The 26,340-nt window shown below is 42.4% G+C and carries 19 protein-coding genes; 13 read left to right on the forward strand and 6 right to left on the reverse strand.

Going from position 1 to position 26,340, the window contains the following annotated elements; translation table 11 throughout:
• The first annotated feature begins 62 nt into the window (after positions 1 to 62).
• The 8 genes from LX64_RS08595 (at position 63) to LX64_RS08630 (ending at position 9,904) form a co-directional block, all read left to right on the forward strand.
• Positions 63 to 539: a redoxin domain-containing protein gene (locus LX64_RS08595; protein WP_245952593.1), complete on the forward strand. Its 477-nt coding sequence runs from the start codon at positions 63 to 65 to the stop codon at positions 537 to 539.
• A gap of 15 nt (positions 540 to 554) precedes the next feature.
• Positions 555 to 1,082: a DsbA family protein gene (locus LX64_RS08600; protein WP_111597236.1), complete on the forward strand. Its 528-nt coding sequence runs from the start codon at positions 555 to 557 to the stop codon at positions 1,080 to 1,082.
• 55 nt (positions 1,083 to 1,137) lie between these two features.
• Complete coding sequence (locus LX64_RS08605; RefSeq protein ID WP_111597237.1) at positions 1,138 to 1,689, forward strand: RNA polymerase sigma factor; 552 nt, start codon at positions 1,138 to 1,140, stop codon at positions 1,687 to 1,689.
• A 72-nt stretch (positions 1,690 to 1,761) separates the two neighbouring features.
• Positions 1,762 to 2,841, forward strand: a complete 1,080-nt coding sequence (locus tag LX64_RS08610) for a FecR family protein (protein ID WP_111597238.1) — start codon at positions 1,762 to 1,764, stop codon at positions 2,839 to 2,841.
• A 174-nt stretch (positions 2,842 to 3,015) separates the two neighbouring features.
• Positions 3,016 to 6,312: a SusC/RagA family TonB-linked outer membrane protein gene (locus LX64_RS08615; protein ID WP_111597239.1), complete on the forward strand. Its 3,297-nt coding sequence runs from the start codon at positions 3,016 to 3,018 to the stop codon at positions 6,310 to 6,312.
• A 12-nt stretch (positions 6,313 to 6,324) separates the two neighbouring features.
• Complete coding sequence (locus LX64_RS08620) at positions 6,325 to 7,758, forward strand: RagB/SusD family nutrient uptake outer membrane protein (RefSeq protein WP_111597240.1); 1,434 nt, start codon at positions 6,325 to 6,327, stop codon at positions 7,756 to 7,758.
• Positions 7,759 to 7,834: 76 nt separating this feature from the next.
• Positions 7,835 to 8,848: a cyanophycinase gene (locus LX64_RS08625; protein ID WP_158538582.1), complete on the forward strand. Its 1,014-nt coding sequence runs from the start codon at positions 7,835 to 7,837 to the stop codon at positions 8,846 to 8,848.
• Between the two features lie 21 nt (positions 8,849 to 8,869).
• Positions 8,870 to 9,904: an isoaspartyl peptidase/L-asparaginase family protein gene (locus tag LX64_RS08630; protein WP_211324775.1), complete on the forward strand. Its 1,035-nt coding sequence runs from the start codon at positions 8,870 to 8,872 to the stop codon at positions 9,902 to 9,904.
• A gap of 349 nt (positions 9,905 to 10,253) precedes the next feature.
• Here the strand turns inward: LX64_RS08630 and LX64_RS08635 are convergent, their stop codons facing one another.
• Complete coding sequence (locus LX64_RS08635; RefSeq protein WP_111597242.1) at positions 10,254 to 11,159, reverse strand: acyl-CoA desaturase; 906 nt, start codon at positions 11,157 to 11,159, stop codon at positions 10,254 to 10,256.
• A gap of 173 nt (positions 11,160 to 11,332) precedes the next feature.
• Positions 11,333 to 11,956 (reverse strand): HD domain-containing protein, encoded by a 624-nt coding sequence (locus LX64_RS08640; protein ID WP_111597243.1) that lies wholly within the window; start codon positions 11,954 to 11,956, stop codon positions 11,333 to 11,335.
• A 222-nt stretch (positions 11,957 to 12,178) separates the two neighbouring features.
• On the opposite strand from LX64_RS08640, the gene LX64_RS08645 reads away from it, so the two are divergent.
• Positions 12,179 to 12,772 (forward strand): DUF416 family protein, encoded by a 594-nt coding sequence (locus tag LX64_RS08645; protein WP_158538583.1) that lies wholly within the window; start codon positions 12,179 to 12,181, stop codon positions 12,770 to 12,772.
• A gap of 76 nt (positions 12,773 to 12,848) precedes the next feature.
• Here the strand turns inward: LX64_RS08645 and LX64_RS08650 are convergent, their stop codons facing one another.
• Positions 12,849 to 13,238: a VOC family protein gene (locus tag LX64_RS08650; RefSeq protein WP_111597245.1), complete on the reverse strand. Its 390-nt coding sequence runs from the start codon at positions 13,236 to 13,238 to the stop codon at positions 12,849 to 12,851.
• A gap of 367 nt (positions 13,239 to 13,605) precedes the next feature.
• On the opposite strand from LX64_RS08650, the gene LX64_RS08655 reads away from it, so the two are divergent.
• The 4 genes from LX64_RS08655 (at position 13,606) to LX64_RS08670 (ending at position 20,835) form a co-directional block, all read left to right on the forward strand.
• Positions 13,606 to 14,202, forward strand: a complete 597-nt coding sequence (locus tag LX64_RS08655; RefSeq protein ID WP_111597246.1) for an RNA polymerase sigma factor — start codon at positions 13,606 to 13,608, stop codon at positions 14,200 to 14,202.
• Between the two features lie 90 nt (positions 14,203 to 14,292).
• The gene (locus LX64_RS08660) at positions 14,293 to 15,327 is read left to right on the forward strand and encodes a FecR family protein (protein ID WP_111597247.1); all 1,035 of its coding nucleotides are present in this window, start codon (positions 14,293 to 14,295) and stop codon (positions 15,325 to 15,327) included.
• 113 nt (positions 15,328 to 15,440) lie between these two features.
• Positions 15,441 to 19,196 (forward strand): SusC/RagA family TonB-linked outer membrane protein, encoded by a 3,756-nt coding sequence (locus tag LX64_RS08665; RefSeq protein ID WP_211324776.1) that lies wholly within the window; start codon positions 15,441 to 15,443, stop codon positions 19,194 to 19,196.
• 34 nt (positions 19,197 to 19,230) lie between these two features.
• Entirely contained in the window at positions 19,231 to 20,835 is a 1,605-nt protein-coding gene (locus tag LX64_RS08670) for a SusD/RagB family nutrient-binding outer membrane lipoprotein (RefSeq protein ID WP_111597248.1), read from the forward strand.
• Between the two features lie 953 nt (positions 20,836 to 21,788).
• Here the strand turns inward: LX64_RS08670 and LX64_RS08675 are convergent.
• The 3 genes from LX64_RS08675 to LX64_RS08685 all read right to left on the reverse strand — a co-directional run bounded on the left by LX64_RS08675 (position 21,789) and on the right by LX64_RS08685 (position 26,094).
• Positions 21,789 to 22,985, reverse strand: coding sequence for a glycoside hydrolase family 88 protein (locus tag LX64_RS08675; protein ID WP_111597249.1), 1,197 nt, complete (start codon positions 22,983 to 22,985; stop codon positions 21,789 to 21,791).
• Positions 22,986 to 23,124: 139 nt separating this feature from the next.
• A complete protein-coding gene (locus LX64_RS08680; protein WP_111597250.1) occupies positions 23,125 to 23,655 on the reverse strand; it encodes a class I SAM-dependent methyltransferase in 531 nt (176 codons plus the stop codon).
• A 78-nt stretch (positions 23,656 to 23,733) separates the two neighbouring features.
• Complete coding sequence (locus LX64_RS08685) at positions 23,734 to 26,094, reverse strand: TonB-dependent receptor (RefSeq protein WP_111597251.1); 2,361 nt, start codon at positions 26,092 to 26,094, stop codon at positions 23,734 to 23,736.
• Positions 26,095 to 26,340 lie beyond the last annotated feature (246 nt).

Below are 26,340 nucleotides of genomic sequence, written 5' to 3' on the forward strand. Positions count from 1 at the left end.
CCCAACAGGACTCCGAACAACCAAGTTCTACACTTACTTGTTTAACTTAAAAAATTGGAATCATGATGTTAGAAAAAGGCACTAAAGCGCCCGAGTTCGCTTTGTACGCTACCCCCGATCAAAAGGTAAAGCTAGGCGATCTGAAAGGCAAAAATGTTATACTTGCTTTCTATCCAGCCGATTGGAGTCCTGTTTGTAGCGACCAAATGAGTCTCTACAACGAAATCCTGCATATGTTCGATCAATATAATGCCATTCTTTTAGGTATTTCTGTAGATAGTAAATGGTGCCACATGGCCTTTGCACAAGAACGGAAATTCCATTTTAATTTATTGTCTGATTTCGAGCCGAAAGGTGCCGTAGCAAAACAATACGGTGTATATAACGAGGAAGAAGGAGAGTGCGAGCGCGCCTTATTCGTGATTGATAAAGAAGGGGTTATTGCCTGGAGTTACCAATCGCCGATGGCCATTAATCCCGGTGCCGACGGTATTATCGGCGCACTCGAGAATTTGCAACAAGTTTCAACATCAAAATAAACCATCCAACAAACCATGACACACCAATTAACACCTCCCGTAGGGAAAGGAGATCACATCCAAGGTAACCCCAATGCGCCGGTAGAACTAGTTGAATACGGCGATTACCAATGCCCGTATTGCGGTGCAGCATACCCTATAATTAAAAAATTGCAAGCCGAATTTGATGACCAATTAAAGTTCGTTTTCCGCAATTTCCCGCTCTCTAATGCCCACGAATTTGCCGTAATTGCGGCCATGGCTGCTGAGACTGCTGCTAAGCAAAACGGTTTCTGGGCTATGCACGATATTATCTATGAAAACCAAAGCCGCCTTAGCCGCGATGTTTTCTTCGAATTTGCCGATGAAATTGGTTTAGATGTAGAAGCTTTCGAACGCGATTTACATAACCCTTCTTTAGGAAAGAAGATTGAAGCAGATTTTGAAAATGGTGTACGTAGTGGTGTGAATGGTACACCCACTTTCTTCATAAATGGTACTATTTATAGGGGAGAATACGATTATGATTCTCTCTACCAAGCCATTGCACAACATATAAAATAAGTGTTTTTTTGCCCTCAATGTTGAAAATGTAACGCAAGGTTTTTAACTTGGGGGCATGTTGCATGACGACGACATCCGCGTTTACTGGAATTCCGCAAGAACCGGCGATAAACAAGCGCTGTTTGCTTTGCATTCCAATACATATTTTCACTTGGTTCGTTTTGGACTGAAAATATGTGGAGATGATGAGTTGGTGAAAGATTGTATTAACCAATTGTTTCTCATGCTCTGGGATAAACGTCAATCCCTTCCCGATGTGCAGCAAGTTCGTTCTTACCTATTTACTTGCCTCCGCCGCCAATTACTAGATGAGTTGGCTTACCGCTCTAAAATGGATGCCGCCCACGAACAGTTCTCGGAAGAGATTCCCCGGAAAGAACTTTCCTACGAAGAAATCATTATTAATGTACAGCAAGATGAAGAGTTGAAACAAAAACTTCACTTGGCTTTAGAGCAATTAAGTCCCCGCCAAAAAGAACTTATCCGCCTCAAATTCTTCGAAGGCATGAGCTATGAGCAAATTGCCGAACAAACTACACAAACTATCAAAACGGCCTACAATACAGTGTATGACGCTATTAAGCAGCTCCGAAAAATCTTGAAATAAAATATTTTTCACATTTTCTTAGGAAATCGGGAAGGATTCACCGTCTATATAGTATAAACTATTCCCAGGATCATGAATTTGCAGTCGTACGATGTAACCGACTTGGTATGTAACGAATCTTTCCAACAATATTGTTTGGGCGCTAGCGCCGAGGTGATGGCTTATTGGGAGGATCTTGCTCGCCATAACCCAACCCTGCAAACGAATATGGTAGAGGCGAAGGCCTTGGTATTGATTTTAAGTGCACGCCAAGGGAATGGTTACGAACAATTGCAACAATTGCGCGATGGGATTATTGAACACGAACAGTTACAATCGCGCCTATTTGCCACCGGGGAAACGGGCATGCCCGTTCCATCCAAACCATCTACTAAAAAACTCCTCTTATATACAACAAGTATCGCCGCTTCGATTTGTTTGTTAATCGCTGCTTGGCAATACTTTCGTCACACACCATTACAACAAAATATTACACCTGCTATTGCATCACAAGTATATGCCTCCGGTATTACGCCTCGCAAAACAGTGATTTTGCCAGACGGGTCGGTGATTATACTTAGGGATCACAGCACTTTAACATTGCACGAAGGGTTTAACGCTCAACATCGAGAAGTATCACTGGCTGGGGAAGCTTTTTTCGATGTACAACATGATGCGGGTAAACCTTTCGTTGTACAAACCGCTGCTACGCGGGTAACGGTGCTGGGTACCACGTTCAATATTAGGGCATACCCAAAAGAATTATCAACGGAAACCATGCTGCTTAAAGGCAAGGTGAGCGTTACTTTAAACGGGGGAGAAGGAAAACATGAAATCCTCGACCAACCGTATCAAAGTATGATCGTCGGCAATTCGACATCAACCAAACCACTAGAAGAAACAGTGAAAAGATCGAACAGCGACACGAAGAAGCAAGAATTAACTTGGCTTCGCAGTAGGTTGGAGATCGAAAACGAGCCACTGGAAAAGATTGCATTGAAGTTGGAAAAATGGTACGGCATCCCCGTTAAGTTTGAAGACGAGTCGGTGAAATCATACCGTTATTCTGGCACGTTTGAAAGTGAAACTGTTGTGAAAGCCTTGCAAGCATTGCAATTGTCGTATCCGTTCACATTCAATATCAAAAACAACGAAATCGTCATCAGTAAGTAATTAAGGTATATAGTCAACCAAAATAAAGAGCAGTGCTGCGAACACTGCTCTATCGTTAGGTTCAGCCTAATGCGCTTATATATTCATTTACCAAACCCGTCCAAATTTATGCTAAAAATTGCGTTTTTGGGCCAGGCATTTTATGTTCCGCCGGCCAGGAAATTACTTCTCACTATGAAATTAACATCGCTGCTGCTATTGGTCATGTGCATGCAGGTTTATGCCACAACCGGCCACGCACAAAATATCAACCTATCGCTCCGTGAAGCTTCTATACAGCAGGTATTGAAGGCTTTGCAGAAGCAAACGAATTACCGTTTCGTATACCATAACGAAACGCTACCGGCGGGCAAATTGGTAAATGTTGCTGCGCAAAATGCTTCTTTACAAGCAGTGCTAGAACAGGCGTTCGTAGGAACGAACCTAGCATACGAGGTAAAAGACGATAATTTGGTGGTGATTTACGCGGGTCAAGCTGCTGCTGCAAAGGCGGCATTAACGGTGAAAGGTCGTGTTACCGGTGCCGATAATGAAAGTTTACCGGGCGTAGCTATCCGTGCTCTAGGCGCTTCCGTGGGTACTATTTCGGATGAAAACGGGCAGTACACTATCGACGTACCGGCAAATGTTAGCAGCTTGGAGTTCTCCTTGGTGGGCTATGTAAAGCAACAAGTAGCGATTAATAATAGGAATGTAGTAAACGTAACCTTACAGTTGGATGTGAAAACATTGAACAGCGTAACGGTAACGGGTTATACAAATTATACAAGGAACCGTTCTACCAGCGCTGCTGCCGTAGTGGGCTCCGATAAAATTACCCAAGTGCCAATGGCTACTTTCGATCAAATCTTGCAAGGTCGCGTACCGGGCTTGGTGGTATCGAGTGGTAGCGGTCAACCAGGTACTAGTGCCAATGTTACATTACGCGGTGTAGGTACAATAAATGGTAACTCTAGCGTATTGTATGTAATTGATGGTGTGCCGATTGAATCGGGCTATTTACAAGCGTTGAACCCTGCCGATATTGAAAGCATGACAGTACTGAAAGATGCTTCTTCTAAAGCATTATATGGCTCTCGCGGCGCGAACGGGGTAATTGTAGTCACTACAAAAAAAGGTAAAAGCGGTAAGTTAAGTGTACAATACAATTCTCAATACGGCGTAGCGAAAATGACCAATTCTCGTACTACGATGATGAATACCGCGCAACGCTTACAATTTGAAGAGGAAATCGGTAGAGAAACCGGTCAAACCATTGGCCCAGGTTGGAAATACAACCGCAATAATCCCGATAACGCAGGTCTTTCCGCTAGCGAGCTGGCACGGTACGACTTTATGCTCGATAGTATCAGCAAGCTCAATGTAGACTGGAAAGATATCCTTCTCCGCCATGGCAAGTTCACAGAACAACAAATTAGCCTCAGCGGTGGTAACGATAACGTTCGTTTCTATTCTTCTATCAATTACTACAAGCAAGACGGTATTGTAATGCGTAGCGGCCTCGAACGCTATACAATGAAGAATAACCTCGACCTCAATTATGGCCGCTTCACTGCGAACATTAATATGACATTAGGTTACGCCTCTTCTAGCTTTATCGAAAGAGAAGGTAGCAGTAGAATCAATAACCCCGTTGCTTCTACCATGTACGCTTTACCATATGAATATCCATACGCAGGCGACGGAACGATGATTTTACCGAATAATGCCAGCGATTACGGTGCTTTCGGTGATCAAGAGGGTGCTACAGCTTTGGAGGGTTTGTTGAATAGAACGAATACAAACAACCAATTAAAAGGCATTTTAGCCGGTGGTTTAGCTTACAACTTAGGAAAAGGATTCACCATCAAAACCCGCTTAGGTTTAGACTTCCGGGAGAATTTGGATCAACGTTTCATAAAACCGGGCACTTATTCCGGTGATAACGTAGATAATGGTAATAAAGGTAGCTTTGGAGAAGGAGTACGTAGGAACTTCTCTTATATCACTACCAGCGGCATTACTTACGCGAAAACGATTAACCGTCATGATGTAGAAGTAAGTGGTTTCTATGAGTTCAACAAAAGCAATTACCGTGCATTTAATTATACAGGGTATGGTATCGACGAAAGGTTACCAGAAACCCCAGCTGGTATTACGCCAGGTACAAGCGATAACCCATACATCGCCGATTTATCGGGTGCCCGTGAAAAACGTGCCTTGGCTTCTTACATGTTAGTGGGTAGATATACATTTGATAGTCGTTATACCTTGAATGCCAGCTTCCGTTATGATGGTTCTTCTACTGTTCCTGCAAATAACCGTTGGCATCCTTTCTACTCGGTAGGTTTAGGATGGGAAGCGAAACGTGAAGCGTTTTTGGCTGACATTGATTGGTTGAATGATTTACGTTTCAGGGCAAGTTATGGTACTACTGCGAGCCCATTCAATGCGGCTTACGGTTACCAAGCTACTTACGGTTTGAATAGTTATAATGGCTTACCGGGTTTAGGGGCGGATCAACCGGGCAATAACCTGTACGATTGGGAATATGCAAAAGAATTCAATATAGGTTTCGATTTCGCGGCGTTTAACTCGCGCGTTAGAATCGTAACGGATGTATATAATAAAACAACGTCTGGTTTATTTTTAGAACAACCCATTTCGCTTACATCCGGTTTCGGTACTGTATTGCTGAACTCGGGTGCTGTACGTAACCGTGGTATTGAAGCCGATGTACAAGGTGATGTGATCAAAACGAAAGATTTCACCTGGACCCTCGGCTTCAACCTGGCGTACAACAAGAACGAAGTAACTGATTTAGGTGAATCGGGTGAATTTGAAAGAGGTACTACAGAAATCGTAAAAGTAGGTTTACCGTTGGGTACACACTATGCACCAAGATGGGCTGGGGTAGACAAAAACAACGGCGATCCATTGTACTATGAAATGGATGGTAAAACAATTACCAAAAGCTATTCCTTCTATTCATTAGCTACAACAGGCTTCGGTTCTTATATTCCGCCATTAACAGGTGGTTTCAATACAGGGCTTTCTTACAAAGGCATCTATTTAAACGCGTTATTCTCTTACGCGAACAAAACGTACCGTTATAACAACGAAGATTACTACAACGAAAACCCGAGCTTCATTTCCGGTAACCAAAGTACGCGCATGTTGTACAACCGTTGGAAGAAACCAGGTGAAGACGCAATTTTACCGGCTATTACTGCTGCCCGTAGATTCACCAGCCGCGATATCCAAGATGCTTCTTATATCCGCTTAAGAAACATCAATATCGGCTATCACTTACCAGCGCATATCGTGCAGAAATTAAAGTTTGTGAAAGATGTACATGTATTTGTACAAGGTCAGAACCTGTATACGTGGACGAAATGGAAAGGTTTCGACCCAGAAGATGATAATGGTGAAGCCATGTTCGACTTCCCGAACCCACGTACCTACACAGCCGGTTTAAACATTAACTTCTAATCCGACACAACAATGAAGACGCAAAACTTACATAGATATATTTTACCGGTTGTATTATCAGCAGCACTTTTTTCTCAAAGCGCTTGTACGAAACAATTGGACTTAAACCCGATCGATAACATCGATGCTTCCAAAGCTTACCGCAACATTCCCGACATTAACATGGGGGTAATCGGAGCTTATGAACAATTGAATTTTACCACGGTACGTGCCGTTTCCTTGGCGAGTGACGAATGTACATTGCCAAATGAAAACACGGTAGGTCGTTATGTAGCAACTTACCGCTGGCAGTACGATCCAACCTCCTCCACCATCACTACTTTATGGGGTGATTTATACCGTGTAATTGACCGTGTGAACCGTACCTTGGCAGCGATTAATAATGTGCCTGTAAAAGCGCATGAACAAGAATTGAAGTTACAATATGAAGGTGAATTACATGCATTAAGAGCCTATTGTCATTTCGAATTATTGCGCTACTTCGGTGAAGCATATGCTGCCGGAAAAATGGGTGTGCCTTATATGTTTGAATCGAAAATTAGCAGCCCTGCACGCGATAAATTTGAACAAGTTATAGCCTACGCCAAAGAGGATTTACAGAAAGCTGCTGACTTAATACCGGCAGATTTTTCTGATAAATCTCGCATAACCTTGCCAACTATTAGTGCGATGCGTGCCCGTATTGCATTGTATGAGAAAAACTGGGCCGATGCAATTACCTACGCTAAAGAAGCCATTGGGAAAGAGCCATTAGCCAGCAAAACAGATTTCAAGAAGATATTCACCAGCTACAAAGAACGTGTAAATAGTGAAGTGTTCTGGAGAATTGCACAAACGGCCAACTCGCCCGATTTCATCGGTAATATCTACAGCGAAATCCAAGGATATAAATTATATACACCTTCGTACGAATTGCTCAATAAGTTCGATAAAACAAACGACGTTCGCTTTAGTACCTATATCCGCCCTAGTGGTAATTCGGGAACAGGAGCAGCTCCTTACTTGGTATCAAAATACGAAGGCGATTTAACGGATGCTTCCAGCATTTATAACTTATCGGATATCATTACTTTCCGCACAGGGGAGATGTATTTGATTTTGGCTGAAGCGTATGCAGAAAATAACCAATTGGATTTGGCGAATACTACCTTGAATAACCTCCGCGCAGCTAGAATTAATGGTTATACAGCTATAAACTATAACAACAAGCCTGATTTTATAACGGCTTTGTTGAATGAACGCTTCAAGGAATTAGCATTTGAAGGGCACCGCTTCTTTGACTTACGTCGCCATAACCTCGACATTACCCGTGAACCGGCCGATGTAGTAAATGCATTAGGCGCTGTAACCATGAAGCCAACAGATGCTACATATGCCTTCCCAATTCCAATTGAAGAATTTAGAGGGAATAAGAATGAGGGCATGAAACAAAACCCACATTACTAAATATATTGATCAACGCTAGTTTTTGCCGGGGGCGGGCCAACAATGCCCTCGGCTCATGCAGGGAAAATTTTTGCTTATGAAAAAAAGGATGATGATGCTGGGTTGCGCCTTTGCACTTACTTTGTGCGCAACTGCAGCTCATGCACAAGAACGCCCAGGCAGCCTTGCCATTATTGGAGATACCGCCGATGTTCAAACAAAAACCCAAGGAGGCATTGCCTTAGTGGGGGGTGGCGGTGATGTAGATGAAGTATATAAATGGATGATCGCAAGATCTGGCGGTGGCGACGCCGTGATTCTACGTGCTACCAACGATGATGTTTACAATGCCCATATCTGGGCCTTAGGGAAACTCAATTCCATCGAAACGCTCAATATCAATAGCCGCGAATTAGCCAATGACGACCGCGTAGCCCGGGTTATTCGCAACGCGGAATTCGTATTTATTGCAGGCGGTGATCAAAGCAATTACATGCGCTATTGGCGTGATACCAAAGTATCGGAAGCCTTACAATACCTCATGCATGTAAAGAAAGTACCCATTGGTGGCACTAGTGCCGGCTGTGCTTCATTAAGCGGTTATTTCTATAGCGGAGAAAAGGGTAGTGCCGTATCTACAACCGCCTTAGCCAACCCGTACAACGAGAACGTAACCATCTATAATAATTTCCTACAACCACCTTTCTTACAAAACGTATTAACAGACCAACACTACCTAAAACGTAACCGCGAAGGTAGGCACGTTGCCTTTCTAGCCCGTGCTTATACCGATTGGGGCACCCCAGTATTCGGTATTGCCCCGGATGAAAGAACAGGTGTATGTATCGATGATAAAGGCATGGCCACCGTAATAGGCGAGAGTAAAGCCTATTTCATCATCCCGCAAAGTAAACCTACACAATGTAAGGCCGGCGAACCATTAGAATGGAATCATCACCACAAAGCCATGAAAGTATACGAAATCCAAGGCAGCATAACCGGCAATGGTTCGTTCGATGTGAAAAACTTCGCGAAAGGCAAAGGAAAAGGTGGCGCTTGGTATTGGTGGTGGGTGGAAAATGGAAATTGGGAGAAAGAAAAAGTAAATTAGCGGTACCGAAAATATAACAGTATGAACAAAATGAAATTCCTAGCCACTTTAATGTGCGTGGCGATGAGCCTTTCGCTTGTTGCCCAAAAGAAAGGCAACTACGTGCTAGTAATACATGGCGGAGCGGGAACAATCTTGAAGAAGAACATGACGCCAGAAAAAGAAACCCAATACCGTGCAGCCCTAGAACAAGCTTTAAAAGCAGGCTACGCCAAAATTCAAGAAGGCAAAAGTAGCCTCGACGCCGTTCAAGCTGCCGTAAATATATTGGAAGACAACCCATTGTTCAACGCCGGTAAAGGCGCCGTATTTACCCACGACGGTAAAAACGAAATGGACGCCTCCATTATGAACGGTAAAACATTAGAAGCGGGAGCCGTAGCCGGTGTAACAACTATTAAGAACCCTATCAACGCAGCCCGCGCTGTAATGGAGAAGTCGGAGCACGTAATGATGGCCGGCCGTGGTGCCGAAGCCTTCGCTAAAGAAGCCGGTTGCGAAATCGTAGACCCAAGTTACTTCTACACCGAAGACCGCTGGAAAGGCCTTCAAAAAGCCCTTAAAGAGGACTCCATGAAAGCCAAGCTCGACCACAGCTTCAATAACAAACTAGGTATTATCAACATCGACAATAAATTCGGCACCGTAGGCGCCGTAGCCCTCGATAAATCTGGTAACCTTGCCGCCGCTACCTCCACCGGGGGCATGACCAACAAAAAGTATGGTCGTATTGGCGATAGCCCAATCATTGGCGCAGGCACCTACGCCAACAATAACACGGTAGCCGTAAGCGGCACCGGCTGGGGCGAATTTTTCATCAGAACCGTTGTAGGCTATGATGTATCTGCCCTCATGGAATACAAAAAAGACCCTGTTTCCAAAGCCGCCCAAACCGTAATTGATAAAGTAGGCAAACTTGGTGGCGATGGCGGCCTTATTGCCCTCGACAAAGATGGCAACATGGCCATGCCCTTCAACACAGAAGGCATGTACCGCGGCGCCATCACCAAAGACGGAAAAATAGAAATCTACATCTACAAGGATGAGAAGAAATAATGAGTGAATGGATATGGGAATTCAAACCCAGCCGGCTTCCTTAGTGAAAGCCGGCTTTTTTATGCTTCGTTCCTAAAAGTTTTGTTTATTCATATCCAACAAAACACGCCCCCCAAAGACCTAACGCCATTCACCACAGTAGCAGCAAAGCCTCATCAACATCCCGATCAAACGGCGACGCAGTTTTTCGCCGTTTGTCCTCCTTTCTTTGGTTACTTTCTTTGGAGAAGCAAAGAAAGTAACAAATAGGATAATAGCTTTTTTATATGCCCGCCGCCAGCCCAGTAAACAAAAAAGCTGCCTCGTAAAAGAAGCAGCTTTTCGCTATAAAAAGTTATATGTAATCATCTTAGTCTTGTGGAACCGGCTCTCTTTTAGCAGAAGGGTCCTTCAATTTATTACTATCCTTCACTTTCTTTGGAACATCACGAACATCCCAAACAATACCGAAGAATTTCAAACCACGGATGATATAGTAAGTCATATCAATTTCCCACCAGTAGAAACCTTGTTTTGCAGTGCTTTGGTAGTAGTGGTGGTTGTTGTGCCAACCTTCACCCATGGTAATTAAAGCGAGTACCAAGCTATTGCGAGATTCGTCGCCGGTGCGGTAACGTTTATTACCGATTTTATGCATGAGGGAGTTAATGGTAAATGTACCATGGAAGCACAAGATAGTGCTGAGGAAGAAACCAATCCAAAGGGTCGATAAACCAGCTTTCCAATCGAAGAAACCGGTACCGTTAGCAAAGTTACCTAAGAAGTATACAGCGATGGCTAATACAACTGCAGGCACCATGTGGTATTTATTCAACCAGTACAATTCTGGTTGTTTAAAGTCTTTGATAAGGTCGAAACGAGTAGGTTTATATTCTGGGCCCATAATCCAACCCATGTGTGCGTACCAGAAGCCGTACACGTTAGCCGAGTGAGGATCTTCAGGTGTATCGCTATGTTTGTGGTGAATACGGTGATTTGCTGCCCACCATAAGGCACCTTTTTGGAAGCTGCTTTGTGCACCACCCGCTAGAATGAATTGGAAGAAGCGGGAGGTCTTGAACGATCGATGCGAAAAGTACCTGTGGTATCCTGCTGTCACGAAAAACATACGTGCGAAATAAAGCACAGCACATACGATCCAATCAAATGTAGTTACACCGGTAAATATCGCGAACAGCGGTATGAGGTGCATGCCAAGGAAATCGAACTGTTTTAGCCAATTTGGTCCTTTTCTATCTTGCTTTTGCATATTCATGAAACGAAAGTAATTAGTGTTGTTGGCTTAATAAATGATTTTAATCAACTTGCTGATATTAAGCGTTGAGCAGCGAAGGTACGGCCATTTTTTTATAATTGGAAAAGCGTACGGGCGACATCTATCTTCAAGTAGGTAATTTAGTGTTAAAAATGACCATTTTTTAACCTTGGTTACAACAAGCTATGGAGTTCGGATAATAGGTTTTCCCTGGCTGGGGATTCGAAGTGTTCATAGAAGTAGGGGGTCTTAAATATCCGGGGCATAGCGAGGAAGTGTTCTACTACTTTCTTTCTGCCCGGTTTGTATAAAATTTCTGGGTAAATGTTATACTCTTTCCTAATACTCTTTGTATATTGAAGGTAGGTTCCAGGATTCGATCCCAAAATGCTGAGATCCGCATCGGTAAAGAGATTAGTATCGTTATTGGTGCTTCGTATATGCGTTTGCGTGGCCTCGATATGGGCCGAAATTAACTCGATTGTAACCCCCGGTATACCTAACGGAACTAGTTGCTTACGAGCGAATTGTGCACTCTTTAATTCATTGTCTTTGCGAGAAACATTATAAAAAATATCGTGGTAAAAAATCGCAAAATCGACGGCTTCCGTAGATATAATTAGGGAACGGCAAGGAGCTAAAACAGCAAATAAATTCGACAGGTGTTCGAGGTTATGATAGTGTCTTTTCGAGCTGTTGTATTTTTTTTCTATAAGGCTATAATATTTTTCGATAAGCTTTTGATCTTCCGTGTATTGCCCCATTAAACGGGTAAATATAAGCTGTAAGTTTTCCATATACTTTTGAACTAAAAACGACCCTTAAATTATGAAATGATTACCCAATCACCGCTACAATCCGTAGAAAAATCGTTACAAAAACCTACAAATCATTGGTTGTAATACACTTAATAAGTACCCGGTACAGGATTTGCCTACACTTATGTTGTAACAACCTTTAACCTATTTAAAATGTTATACTTGTATTGTTCACCCGCATAAAATTATGTAACAATGTACATGGATATCCAAAAAATCAATAAGTTGGACTTAACGCGTGGACTTGTATTTTGTTATTTGGCGTGTAAGCGTTTATTTCCCAATTACGTGTATTTCTCCGAGCATTATGCCTACGGGGAGCCCCAGAAATTAGAAGCCGCTATGGACTTCATTTACCGCGAAATGCTGCATGAAGAACCCGACGAGGAGCGCCTTCATTATCTTGATAAACAAGTAAAGCTGCAAATGCCCAACCTAAGGTCGCAGCAGAATATTTATGCGGAACTGGCCTATTTAGCTGCTACCTTAATCCGGTACACGCTAAATATGATGAAGGAAAAAGATACCGGTTATACTATCAATGCCATGGTATTGGCTTTCGATTCTATTTCCGTATTCGTGAATCACCGCGACCAAAATAAATGGGACCTTTATTCTATTGAAGATGAAGAACTCACGGTGAAGGAAAGCAATTTACAAGCGGGGATCGTGGATTATTTATTATTACGCGATGAAATTGATCTTGAGGATGTTGACTTACTATCGCAAATGCAAAGCTATAACCGCAAAGGTTTGCTTGATGAGCAACTGGAGTTAGTAGCAGCTACTGCTTAATGAGAGACACTGGTTATTAACATAAAGAAACACCCGCTAGGCGTTTGCTCGGCGGGTGTTTTATTGTAAGAATAGTTTATCCTTCAATGTGGTTGCTTACTTCTATCAAGTTGAAATCTGGATCGCGGAAATACACAGATTTTATTTTCCCGATGGCGCCCGTACGTTCTACTATGCCGCCTTCTAATATGGGAATTTTATGTTGATGAAGTTCTGCTAGGATGTCGTCGATAGGGGTGGAAGAAATGAAGCACAAATCAGCCGAACCACTTGTAGGGTGCGCTGCTTTGGGTTCGAATTCTTGCCCTTTCTGATGTAAGTTAATTTTCTGAGAGCCAAATAATAAAGCCTTCCTTCCTGTACCGAAAGTCACAATCTCCATTCCCATCACTGTTTGATAAAATGCACAGGTAACGGCGATGTCGGCCACGGTTAATACTAGGTGGTCCAAGTGATCTATTTTCATAAGCACAATTTTTCTTTTTCTCGAAGCCGAAGGTCGGGCTTTTATCAATTATTTTTTCTTTTCAAGTGAGGCCTTTTACAAGATTTCGATAGTAATAAAAGAAGTAGGGGATTTGGTTGCAACTTATACAATAAATTGTACCGCTTATTAGACGAAAAATAGCAAACCTTCATTCTGCTAAATTCAACCCCCAAAAGGGCAGAGAATATTGTATCATAAACGGATAAAAAAATATTGCACTCCGCCCAAATGCCCGCCTGTTGTTCATATAAATCCTCCATTTATAAAACAAAATTGACAATAATCAAACATTTGTTATATATTAGTTTAACGATTTAGCAACCATTAAACGTTAATACTCACATTCATGCCTGCATTATTCCACAACGAGAACGCTTGGACCCGCCTGCGTGGCGGAGAGGAGCAGGCATTGTTTGAACTCTACAAATCCCATTATAACTATCTCTACAAGTGTGGCTTGAAAATTTCCGCAGATGCAGATCTAACAACGGAATTGATCAACCAAGTATTTATGACCATCTGGGAAAAGCGCAACTCCTTACCCGAATTGCAAAACCCCAAAGCATATTTACTCACCACCCTGAAAAATAAAATCCTTAAAACCTGGGAACAACGCAAACGCTACCAAGCCATGCTAGAGTCTACCGGGTTACAGATGGAACAATTCCAACATTCTATCGAAGAGCATATGTTACAAATGCAGTTGGAAGCCGATAAAAAGCAACAAGTGCTCAGCGCCATCGAGCAATTAAGTCCCCGCCAAAAAGAACTCGTGTACCTGCGTTTCTACCAAGAACTTAGTTACGAACAAATTGCCGAACGTACTTCCTTATCTCCCCGAACGATCTATAATAATATATACGAAGCACTCAAAAGTTTGAAAGACAGTTTAGTACAAAAAGTACTGGAAGTATTGCTGGTATTAAGTTTGATGTGTTTTTAATCTTCCTCCTAAAAAAAAGTTAAAAAAAAGTTCACCAAAACCCGGTAAAAACATTTCATAAGCGGATCTATATAATATCAACGCTACGAAATGGAAGAGCAACAACTACAGGTAGAAGATTTATTGTGCGACGATTCATTCATTCATTATTGCTACGGCAGTAACGAGGCGGATGTGCAGAAATGGGAACAATATATACAACAAAATCCCGGGCAAGCACATACCCTGCAAACAGCGAAGGATATTCTCCTAGCTGTTAGCATACGCTTCACCAACGAACAACTGGATCAACGTTTAGCCAGCTTCAAACAAATGTTTGATGCCAATAAACCTGCACCATCTATCGAAGCACCGGTAGTACCTATATCAACGCCCAAAAAATCGCGAACAATATGGTATGCAGCAGCATCTGTAGCTATCCTCGTAACGGCAGGATTGTTAATGCTACAACGGAAAAATAATACCTCCCAACAAGCCCTCGTTTTCGAGAGCAATACCGATCAACGGAAGGAAGTGGAATTAGCAGATGGTACGAAAGTAACCCTGTACCCACATAGTAGATTAACCGTAGCTGGGCATTATAACGATACCCACAGGGATGTACAGTTAGAAGGACAAGCCTATTTTGATGTAGCGCAAGTGGCCGGCAAGCCCTTCGCCGTAAAAACCAATAAGTTCACCACCACAGCATTAGGCACAGCCTTTATGGTACGCGCGTATACAGTAGCAGCTGCTTCTTTGAAAGTATCGCTCGTAAGTGGGAAAGTAAAGGTAGAAGCCTCGCAAAAAGAATTGCTGGCTAACCCTGTGATTCTTTCACCTGGTGAACAGTTCGACGAAAACCTGCGGACGCATAAAGTACAGAAAGTAAGTTTCGACATCAACACCATACAACAAGTTCAAACAGGCGTGTTAGTATTTAAAAACGCGTCGGTAAAAGAAGTGATAGATAAGTTAGAAGCCTATTATGGCGTAAGCATTGAATGTAGTATCCCGCCAGAAAACGTGAAGCGCTTCACCGGCGAGTTCCACCAAGAATCATTATCTCATGTTTTGAATGTATTTAGTTTCGTCACCAATTTAAATGTACAACATACCGCCACCGGGTTTTACCAGTTAAAATGAAGTGGCTACAAAGTGGATTTTAAGAGTGAACATTAAACAGGATTTTTAAATAGCATTAGAAAAAAACAGCACAGTAAAACAACACAGAGTTTTATTACCAAAATTTATTCCGCATGACAAAGGATTCTACGTTCTTGTCGCTTGTAAAGCAATATTGCAAGCTACTCACCCTCGCCATGCTATTACCTATGGTAACGAAAGCAGCCAATGCCGACGAACAACCTAGTAATAGTAATCCTTCTCTTACAGTAGGATTCAATAAAACGCCGATTATTACAGCATTCGGACAAATTGAATCGCTTACTGATAAGAAGTTTTGTTATAGTAAAGAAGATATCGATGCGCGCAAAGCCATCACGCTCGAGAAAAGAAAACGCAAATTGTCGGACTTGCTCGACAAAATCGGTGAGCAAACCTCTTTAGTATTTGCAACGATGGACAACAACATCGCTGTAAAACCATTCGAAGAAAACAGTACTACTAAACCTGCTGCAAACAATATTCCATTAGTAGGAACAGGTTTCGATGCGGTATCTATTGCTACAGTAGTAGAGAACATCGTAAAAGGCCATGTTTCTGCATCAAATGGTGATCCTTTGCCGGGTGTAACCGTAAAAATCAAAGGCACATCAAAAGGTACTGCTACCGATGTGCTGGGTAATTTTACATTGGATGTACCTGCCGGTAGCACATTACAATTGTCGTTTGTAGGTTACTTACAACAAGAAGTAACTGTAACAAGCAACAACTTAGTGATTACCATGCAGGAAGATACCCGTCAAATGAACGAAGTGGTAGTAACTGCATTGGGTATTAAAAAAGAAACCAAAAAACTCGGTTATGCCGTGCAAAAGGTAAGTGGCGAAGATATGATCAAAGCCAACCCGCCTAGCATTGGTGCCGGTTTAATGGGTAAGGTAGCCGGTTTGAACGTTTCTGCTCCTAATGGTGTGGAAGGTAGTTCTATGCGCTTAGTAATCCGTGGTAACACAAGCATTAGCCGCAATAACCAACCACTGATTGTTATTGATGGTATTCCATTAGATAATGATATGAACTCGTTCAAAGGTGGTAGCGAAAAATCATCGGATAACGATCCTACAAAAGCAGATGCTTACCAAGATTGGGGTTCCGTGTTGAACTTCATTAACCAAGATGACGTAGAAGATATGAGCATCTTGAAAGGCCCTACTGCTGCTGCATTATACGGTGCGCGTGGTTCTAATGGTGTAATTATGATTACCATGAAGAAGGGTAAAAAGCGCCAAGGTTTAGGGGTTGATTATAACTTCTCTTACCGCGTTAATAATCCTTACCGTTACCAAGATATGCAAAACGAATACGGTTACGGCGGTGCTGTAGGTTTGTATTCTGCTAATAAAGGCTTCGCCATTGATGCAGCATCTGGTAAACCGCGTTATGGTGCGGAAGCAACTTGGTCGGGTGCTAATATTGATGGTCAATACACCAGCCAAGGTCCTACACCATGGGGTAATAACACGTGGGATTTGTTTAGCTGGTATGGTACGGCTGCATCTTGGGGCCCTAAATTAGATGGCCGCGAGATTTTGTGGTGGGATGGAACCGTGCGTAAATGGGACCCGCAGCCCGATAACTTGAAGGCTTTCTTTAAAAATGGCCATACTACTACCCATAACGTTTCTGTGAATGGAGGTAGTGATCTCGGTACAATGCGCTTATCTTATACCCGCGTAGGTAACGAAGCCATTATCCCGAACAGCAATTACTCGCAAAATACAGTGAACTTTGCCGGTAATATGAACGTATCTAAACGTTTGAAAGCTGAAATCACAGCTAGCTATACCGATTACGATCGTTTAAACTCTCCACAAGTAGGTAACTATAATAGCGCATGGACTAAATTCATGGTCTACGGTATGTCGCGCGATTACAAACCATTAGAACAAGGTTTGTACCAATTCCCGAACGGATCGCAGCGTAAATTCGATTTAGGTAACTTCCCTATGTCGTACCCATACGGTTCTTATGGTAGCGATATTTATTGGAATACCTACCAGAATAATACCACTTTGCAACGCAACCAGCTAATTGGTAACGTTAAATTATCGGCAGAGATTACACCTTGGTTAGATGTAGTGGGTCGCGCCGGTATCGATTACAATACCAATGATTTCGAATCTAAATTCCGCCCGGTTGATTCTGGTGGGGTAGATGGTAAATATGGTCATGAATTGTATAGAAATACTACGCAGAACTACGAATTCTTAGCCACTGCACATAAGAATGACATGCTTACGAAAGGTTTGAACCTTAGCTTTACGGCCGGTGCTTCTTCTTTGAATACCGATAACTATGCTATGCAAGGTTGGAACAAAGGTCCTTTTGCAACACCTTTCATTTACACATTGAAAAATGTGAAAAACATTGCACAATTAACGGATAAAGACTTAACAAACGAGTACCGTTACGAGAAGAAGCTGAATTCGTTATATGGATTGTTAGACCTTTCGTATAAGAATTATTTATTCTTAACAGTAACAGGTAGAAATGATTGGTCGTCTACTTTACCATCGAATTCGAATTCCTACTTCTATCCATCTGCTTCCTTGGGCTTCGTATTCTCGGATGCATTTAAAATGAATACCAATGGTTGGTTAAGCTTTGGTAAAGTGCGATTAGCGGTAGCAGGCAGTGCGAATGATGGTAAACCATACGAAACAATTTACACGTACGATGCGAGTGTATTCGGTGGCCAATCTACCCGTAGTATCAAAGATGTATTACCTCCTTCAGCCCTTAAGCCACAGCGTTCAACAGCGTACGAGGCAGGTTTACAAATGGCCTTCTTTAAGAACCGTTTAAGCTTCGACTTCTCTTATTACAACATCAAATCTACCGACCAAATCATCGATATCAACGTAGCACCATCAACAGGTGTAAGCAAGGTGATCTTCAACACAGGTAAGTTACAGAACAAAGGATTCGAGATGATCGTGAGAGGACGTGCGGTTGAAAAGAGAGACTTCTCTTGGGATGTAGCCTTGAACTTAGCACATAACCAGAACAAATTGATTGATTTGGGTGGTGATGTTCCATTCTATGAAATTGGCAACCTTTTCGGTGCTGAAAACGGTGTAGTAATGCGCGTGGCAGAAGGACAGAACTATGGTGTGATTTATGGTTACGATTATACTTATAAAGATGGTAAGCGCGTGGTGGAAGATGTGAAAGATGCAAGTGGCAACATCATCGGAACAAGATATGTAACCGGCAAAGAAGTAGTACCTATTGGTAATGCTACCCCGAAATTAACAGGTGGTTTAACGAATACCTTTAACTATAAAGGCTTCAGCTTATATACCTTGGTTGATTTTAAATATGGTGGTGAAATTTATAGTGGTAGTTATGCTGCAGCAATGGGTAATGGTTTAGCGCCAGCAACAGTAAAAGAAAGAAATGGAGGGGGTTTACCTTACACTTATCCTGATGGAACAACGGCCAACGATGGTGTAATTATCGAAGGTGTATATGCAGATGGGAAGCCAAATACAACGGTGGTAAACAACATGTGGAAATATGCGGCAGCGTATGCGGCATGGTCTAACATTCGGATTCCGCGTAGTAATTCAGTATTTGAGAATACTTGGGTGAAAATGCGCGAGGTTACGTTGACTTACCAAATTCCGGCTTCGGTTATTCGCAGAACGGGTTTCATCAATAACCTGAGTGTGTCTGTAATTGGCCGTGATTTGTTTTACATCTATTCTTCCTTACCTGATCGTTTAAATCCAGAAGGTGTAAACGGTATTGGTAATGCGCAAGGTATCGAGTTTGGTGCTTTCCCGGGTACGAGATCGTACGGTGCATCTATTAAAGCATCATTCTAACCGATTCCATTAATTGTTTTCTAAATCTAACCGTATGAAAAGATCATCAAAACTATATATAACGCTGGGCTTGGCTGCGATCACTTCCATGAGTGCTTGCAGAAAGGGCTTCGAGAGCATGAACCAACCGTGGGAGGAGCCAAGCAGTACAAATATTAATACTTCGTTTAACAGTATTTTGTCGACACTCGATTTGCCGGCACAAGAACTGGTAACTTATAATGAATTCATTTACCCTGCTACGCAATTGGGTATGATTTCGGCAAGTTCCGGTTATCACTTAGAAGATGCCACAAAAGACATCTGGAAGAACTATTACTATGCATTGATTGATGCACGTTTAATGGAGAAAATGATTGCGGCAGAACCGGATCAATCTCGCATGAAAAATGTAACGGCGATGTTGAAAATCATCATGGCATATAAAACATTGCATGTGAGTGATTTCTTTGGCAACATGCCATATTCTGAAGCCGGTAAAGCAGCAGATGGTACTACTAAATACCGTGTAGCATTTGATAAGCAAAACGTGATTTACGAACAATGCCTTGCTGATTTGAAATGGGCTGTAGATAATTTAAGCAGCGATGCTTCACAAGTATCGTATGGTGCATATGATACCTTTTTAAAAGGCGACATTAATCGTTGGCGCAAATTTGCTAACTCATTACGCTTACGTTATGCAGTAAGAATGAGTGAAGTGAATGCAACAGCAGCGCAAACAATTATTGCGGAAGCATTAACGAAGCCATTGTTAGAAGATGGTGAAGACGTTGGGTATTACCCTCAACAAATGCCGGGTTTAACCTTTATTTGGAAAACGTGGGCTTACAGCGGTACTTACTTACGTTTAGGCACCACCATGTGGAAGATGATGAGTGATAATAACAACACGAACGGTAGTGGCATTTTCGATCCACGTTGTAAAGTGTTCTTCGAACCAAACGAAGCTGGTCAATGGGTGCCTTACCCACAAAACCCAACATCTGGAACAACGGTGGATGGTGCCCGTGCTTATGTTGATGCTGAGCGTGATAAAGCTTGGGGTAATAAAGCCGGTGCAAAATATGCCTTGTTCAACTATTACATGGGGCGTGATAATACTACCATGCCGCAATTATTCATTACAGCAGCGGAAGTACACTTCTTGAAAGCGGAGATCTATTTACGTGGTTTGGGTGCTGCTAAAAACGCGGGTGCTGCCAAAACGGAATATGATGCAGGTGTGAAATCATCTGTAACGCAGTACATTTCCCAAGCTATTGTAAGTGGTACGAGTGGTCCGTGGGTAGTAAGTAAAATAACTGCGCAGCCAACCACTACGGAAATGAACACTTTCATGACCAATCCCAAAGTAGCCTTTAATACGGCGAATGAAGCAGCTGCCTTGAAACAGATTTATGCGCAATCATGGATCAACTTCTTCACCCAACCGGGCGAAGCATGGGCTTTGCAACGTCGCACAAACAACGCTACGCCAATGGAAACGGATAATGCGAGTTATTATGGTAACCAACGATATGGTAAGCTGAAAAGATTCCCATATCCAGCGGATGAAGCGAACTACAATTACGCCAACTGGTACGCAGAAACGGGCGGCAACGACCTAGAAACGAACAAAGTTTGGTGGCAGAAATAAGTAAAGAACTGTTCACTACAGGTAAAAAATCATCCTTCGCTTGTTTGCCCCTTGTGTAGAACTGGATTTTATAGTTAGTTTTCCCCAAGAATGAAGAGGCTGTCATATGCAAGTATGGCAGCCTTTTATTTTTGGCCCATTTTAAGCCCTTTTAACATTTATATACCTATCCTCGACCCTTTAGTTGGAAAGCATAGAATAAACGTATATAAGCCCCTTGTAAGCCCTATTGTTCGTTATTGCATTAAGTAGGTGGTAGGTTATGTGGAATGCTGCCTGCCCCATCCTCCCAATAAGCCAAATAACCACCCTTTAGGTGTAATTAAGTACTCCGAAACGCTTAAATAACTAAGATTGAATATGTTCTAAGGCCGGTTAACTATAAAAGATAGGCAAAAGATAGGGTAGAGATAGGCTAAGGATAGGCTTTTAATAGGGTTAGGATAGGCAAACTACATGGAAACTACCTGAAACTACATGGAAATACCCATAATTTACATGGAAACTACATGGAACAGACTTGAAGCTATTTTGTCTACTATAGGCAAGTAAGCGTAACCTATGATAAGCAATAAGTAGGTAGTAGCCTATTGATTAAGAACTTATTATTTTCACTATTACCACACCAAGATCCTCCAAACCCTCCTTATAAACCTTCAACAACAATTTGTTAACTCAACTACAATTTAGTCCATCCCACACATTCAATATTAACTACATCTAATAGCGCTCCCACCGCCCTTCACCACAGTAGCACCAAAGCCCCATCGACATCCCGATAAAACGGCGACGCAGTCTTTCGCCGTTTTTCCTCCTTTCTTTGGTTACTTTCTTTGGAGAAGCAAAGAAAGTAACAAATAGGATGCTGCCAAACCTTACAATACTGCAAAAAAAAGAGAGTGCTTTTGACGGCACTCCCTTTCGGCTGTAAATAATAATTAGGTCATTAACTATTAGGATTTAGCCATTTCTTTATAACGAATCATAGCTTCAATGAAGTAGTAATCGGCGTATGTTAAAGGAACGTCGATTTCTGTGCCGTGCGGAATGCTACCTACGCTATGTTTCAGGATGAAACCACCGTATGTACCTGGTGCGGCTTTATAAGTAGGGGTAGAGAGGTTGGTAAGAACCGTTTCTGCCACCTTGATATAGTTTTTAGCTTCTTTTTTATTGTACGTGCTAAGTTCCAACAAAGCAGAGGCCATCACTGCAGCAGCAGATGCATCGCGGAGGGCGTTTGGAATATTGGTGGCGTTATAGTCCCAATAAGGGATTTTGTCCTTTGGCATATGCTTATCCGTGAGCATGAACTTAGCAATGTTATTTGCTTGTTTTAGGTAGATAGGGTTTTTCGTTTCGCGGTACATAACCGTGTAGCCGTATAAGCCCCAAGCTTGGCCGCGTGCCCATGCCGATTCGTCGGCGAAGCCTTGCGCTGTTCTTTTAGAGATAATACCACCCGTGTTAGCATCGTAGTTAACTACGTGGTAGCTGGCGTAATTGGGATGAAAATGGTTTTTCATTGTTGTGTTGGCGTGCGTAAGAGCAATTTTCGCATAGGAAGAGTCGCCTGTTACTTTAGTAGCCCAGAAGAGTAACTCGAGGTTCATCATGTTATCGATGATAACGAGGTATTCGTTGGGTTTGCCGTTCCACGACTTAATTACACCTGTTTTCTCGGAGAAGCGGGTGCAGAGTGATTTAGCACTTTGAATGAGGATTTGTTTGGTGGCTTCATCGGGTTGAAGGCGGTAGAGATTCCCGAAACTACAGTACATCATAAACCCGAGGTCATGCGTACCGGTGTTCATCTTTTCTTTCTCCAATAAACCTAAAATGCGTTTTGCCTCGTTAAAGTTCTGCGTGTCCTTTTTTTGTTCATACAAATACAAAAGTGAACCCGGGTAGAAGCCACTGCACCACCATTCGGAATTGCTGGTTACCAATTGGTTCTTCGTTGAATCGAATGATTTTGGAAAACGACCTTCAGGCAATTGCTGCTGCATTACTTTGTATTGCGCAACGGCATCGGAAAGATTTTGATCAATCGTTTTCAACAAGGCTTTGTTATTCGCCTTCTGGGCTTGTGCCCCGTGGAATGCCATGGGTAGCATAAGAGATGCTACGATGAATGATTTTAATTTCATGCGTTACGTATAATATGACTTGGATGATTGTTGGCTACGGTTTTCCCCGTGGTAGAAATCACCGTAAAAATGACAAGATAGGAAATTTATGCAAACGATTGCATAAATCTTAAAAGTTTCGGTATGAGCGGTTTCTCAACTAGGTTGGAAGGCTGCTGATAGCAGCGTACATTGTACCATTATTAAATACAGAAGCACGCGAACGGAGCTTTGTTACGTGTATAAATCCAGCCTCTAGGAGCAACGATTTTAATTCGGAAAAGGGCAGGGGGAAGGGTACCCACTGGTTAGCGCGGTTGGTATCGTATTCTACAATCAGCAACTTGCCTTGTGGCTGTAAATATGACTTAAGTTGTTCTATGAAATTGGCCTGTTGTTTTACATAGTGAAGGGCATTGGCCATTAAAATGCCATCGAGGTTATGCAAAGGAAGCCCGATTTGTGTAAAATCGGCCTGGAGAAATTGTAAATGTAGGCCTGCTGGGTAGAAATGCTTGTTAAACTGTACAAGGTGCTTATCAACTGCGTAAATATGACTTTTAGGGGCAAGATATTGTGCTAGTGCATAAGTAAATAACCCACTGCCACAACCCAAGTCGGCCCAATTTTGAGGCCGCTCCTGTTTTAATTGCGGGGTATTAATTAAATCGATCGCTTCGTTTAATTCCATGCTTGGGGTTGCTTTTTCAACTCTAAGTAACAAATCATTTTACGCAAAGTTGAACGAAACTTGGTAGTTAACAGGAATTTATTCTATGGCCCCCTTAGTGAAAATATAGCTGAATCCCGCCATGATAGTGCGTCCAGGCTGACTTGGCATAAGGTAATCGGTATAGTTACTAATATTGTCAACGGCAACGCGAACGGTTAATTTACGTTTCAATAATGTTTTCTGCAACGATGCGTTCACGAGTGTATAACCATCTACAAACACATCATATGTATCGATGTAACCGTTGTTGTCTATATCAAGGAAACCATATTTACCCCGGTAATTAGCGCGCACAGATGCTGTAATTCCCCACGGTGCATAGGTGTAATATACTTGCAAGTTCAGCATATGTTTGCTCCGGTTCGGTAAACCGAAATAATCGGCTGTAGTAGCTGTACGAATACCATTGTTGGCACGTACTTTAGCATAAGCGCCAATACCCTGTTTAATTGAATCGATAATGTCTTTGTTTTTTGCTACGAGGTATTGGTAACCGGCAGCAATGTTTAAGCCGTTTATAGGGCTATATTTCACACTGCTTTCAATGCCGCGAGTAAATGTTGTAGAGATATTGAGATAGGAGAAAAGTTGTTGTCCATTTCGCATGATCCCTACTTGCTCGGTATTAATGAGGTTGCGAATGTTGTTATAGAAACCGTTGGTAGACCAATAAATTTTCTTCGCAATGGTAAAATTCAATGTTAAGTTGTAGGATGTGGAGGTTTCGGGTTGTAGATCTTTAATGCCTGCTGCATTCGACCAAACCGATTGAATCATGCCGGCTTGTTGTAGTTCGGCTACTTTTGCGGAGAAATTGTTAGCGCCCACTACTGTATATCCTTGTGCGATATTGGTAAATACTTGGTACATCTGGGCATAGGTAGGGGCTTTAAAACCTTGTCCTACGGAGCCTTTCACCGAGAACCAATTCGTTGCTTTAACATGTGCCCCAATACTAGGGTTTAACCTTCCACCAAACACATCATTTCCATCATAGCGGGCCCCCACTACGAAATCGACCCGGTTACTGGGTGTAATATTCGCTTGCAGATACCCGAAGTAATTGAACATGTTGTTATTTGTGGCAGTTACGGAATTGTCGAGTGCTTGGTAATCGCCTCCTGCGCCGGCGATTATGGATAGTTTTTTACCGAAGTAGTCGTGGCCTGCCTGCACTTCTAAACGGTGTATATTTTGAGAGAAGCGGTTATCTTGTAATATTTTACCGGTTTCGATGATTTGTACTGCTTGTTGCGTGCTGTAATGCGTTAAGTAATAACGGGTCAGCAAGCGTGTTTGGTTTTTGAATTGGTTATTGATGCTGATAGAAGTATTGAAATCACGTTCATCGAGGCGATCATCAAAGGGCTGTGCCCCATAATTGCGCGTCATCACCGATTGCCTATCTGCAAAACGACCACTCCATAACAAGCTGCTCACCTCGTTTAACTGGTAACGGGCACGACCTTGCAGGTTGATACTATGATACGGTGGGGCCGTTTGTCCATCCTTTAAATATTCTGTATTTACGTTAAAGCCACCTGTTTTATAAAAATCACCGCCTAAGAAAGTTGCACCTTTACCTTTCGCAAACTGGGTTTCACCTTCTACGTTTGCATCAATAGTATTGTAAGTACCATACAGCATGCCTATTTTAGCGTGTTGTTGGGTGGCATTTTGCTTAGTAATAATATTGATTACACCACCCAAGGCCTCGGAGCCATATAGGCTACTGGCTGCCCCTTTTATTACTTCTACGCGCTCGATACCTGCTACACTAATCCGGGAGATATCGAAATTGCCGTTGAACCTACCGGTCATGGGTTGCCCGTTCAACAATACCAATATATAATCCGAACTAAAGCCCTGCATTTGTAAGCCTACACTTCGGTTACCTGATCCAAGATCATTTACAATGGCCATACCTGTTTGTTCACGTAGTACTTCATCGAGCCTACGGGAGCCCATTTGTTGGATGGTTTTTTTATCGATGATAAGGGTAGGGTTGGCAATTTTTTTAACGTCGATTACGTCATCTTCCTTTTTATAACGTTCGTGCGTTACTTGTACAGTATTGAGGTTGCGTTCTTTCGGTGCGAGTTGAAAATCGTGTTGTATTTGTACGCCTGCTTTGATGGCAAGGTTGACGAATGCTTCGTTAAACCCGGTTGCATTTGCTACCAGGATATAGTTGCCTTGCGGGATGCGGGCTATGGAATAAACGCCATTAGCGTCAACGGTTGCATGAAAGGACAGTGACGCATTATGTAACAATATCTTCGCATGTGGTACAGGGTGCCCCTCGCTGGTTATTTTCCCTTGTAGGGTGGCATGTTGTGCCGAAACGGAATGAACAGCCAACACAAAGAGGATCAATAAGTAGTACGCACATTTCATGATAGACCGGGGAAGATTGTTTGGGGGGCAAAGGTCTTACTATTCCAACACCCAAGTGGGAGAATAACTTACCTAAAAAGGAGAAACCAAGCCGCTACTATTCCCTCAATCGGGAGAATTATTTACCATATACGGAAAAACTGAATTGTCAAATACACCATGACAAAGGCTTTTCCCGTTTTCGCAAATTCAGTTCCCTATTACATAAACATGCTATGCATTAATTAAATTAATATTGCTTGGTTA

This window comes from Chitinophaga skermanii (genome assembly GCF_003259335.1).
Lineage (GTDB): Bacteria > Bacteroidota > Bacteroidia > Chitinophagales > Chitinophagaceae > Chitinophaga > Chitinophaga skermanii.

Excerpts from the sequence above, each read along its gene's own strand:
- LX64_RS08595 (WP_245952593.1), top strand. The coding sequence starts at position 63 with ATGATGTTAGAAAAAGGCACTAAAGCGCCCGAGTTCGCTTTGTACGCT.
- LX64_RS08600 (WP_111597236.1), top strand. The coding sequence starts at position 555 with ATGACACACCAATTAACACCTCCCGTAGGGAAAGGAGATCACATCCAA.
- LX64_RS08605 (WP_111597237.1), top strand. The coding sequence starts at position 1,138 with ATGTTGCATGACGACGACATCCGCGTTTACTGGAATTCCGCAAGAACC.
- LX64_RS08610 (WP_111597238.1), top strand. The coding sequence starts at position 1,762 with ATGAATTTGCAGTCGTACGATGTAACCGACTTGGTATGTAACGAATCT.
- LX64_RS08615 (WP_111597239.1), top strand. The coding sequence starts at position 3,016 with ATGAAATTAACATCGCTGCTGCTATTGGTCATGTGCATGCAGGTTTAT.
- LX64_RS08620 (WP_111597240.1), top strand. The coding sequence starts at position 6,325 with ATGAAGACGCAAAACTTACATAGATATATTTTACCGGTTGTATTATCA.
- LX64_RS08625 (WP_158538582.1), top strand. The coding sequence starts at position 7,835 with ATGAAAAAAAGGATGATGATGCTGGGTTGCGCCTTTGCACTTACTTTG.
- LX64_RS08630 (WP_211324775.1), top strand. The coding sequence starts at position 8,870 with ATGAACAAAATGAAATTCCTAGCCACTTTAATGTGCGTGGCGATGAGC.
- LX64_RS08635 (WP_111597242.1), bottom strand. The coding sequence starts at position 11,159 with ATGAATATGCAAAAGCAAGATAGAAAAGGACCAAATTGGCTAAAACAG.
- LX64_RS08640 (WP_111597243.1), bottom strand. The coding sequence starts at position 11,956 with ATGGAAAACTTACAGCTTATATTTACCCGTTTAATGGGGCAATACACG.
- LX64_RS08645 (WP_158538583.1), top strand. The coding sequence starts at position 12,179 with ATGGATATCCAAAAAATCAATAAGTTGGACTTAACGCGTGGACTTGTA.
- LX64_RS08650 (WP_111597245.1), bottom strand. The coding sequence starts at position 13,238 with ATGAAAATAGATCACTTGGACCACCTAGTATTAACCGTGGCCGACATC.
- LX64_RS08655 (WP_111597246.1), top strand. The coding sequence starts at position 13,606 with ATGCCTGCATTATTCCACAACGAGAACGCTTGGACCCGCCTGCGTGGC.
- LX64_RS08660 (WP_111597247.1), top strand. The coding sequence starts at position 14,293 with ATGGAAGAGCAACAACTACAGGTAGAAGATTTATTGTGCGACGATTCA.
- LX64_RS08665 (WP_211324776.1), top strand. The coding sequence starts at position 15,441 with ATGACAAAGGATTCTACGTTCTTGTCGCTTGTAAAGCAATATTGCAAG.
- LX64_RS08670 (WP_111597248.1), top strand. The coding sequence starts at position 19,231 with ATGAAAAGATCATCAAAACTATATATAACGCTGGGCTTGGCTGCGATC.
- LX64_RS08675 (WP_111597249.1), bottom strand. The coding sequence starts at position 22,985 with ATGAAATTAAAATCATTCATCGTAGCATCTCTTATGCTACCCATGGCA.
- LX64_RS08680 (WP_111597250.1), bottom strand. The coding sequence starts at position 23,655 with ATGGAATTAAACGAAGCGATCGATTTAATTAATACCCCGCAATTAAAA.
- LX64_RS08685 (WP_111597251.1), bottom strand. The coding sequence starts at position 26,094 with ATGAAATGTGCGTACTACTTATTGATCCTCTTTGTGTTGGCTGTTCAT.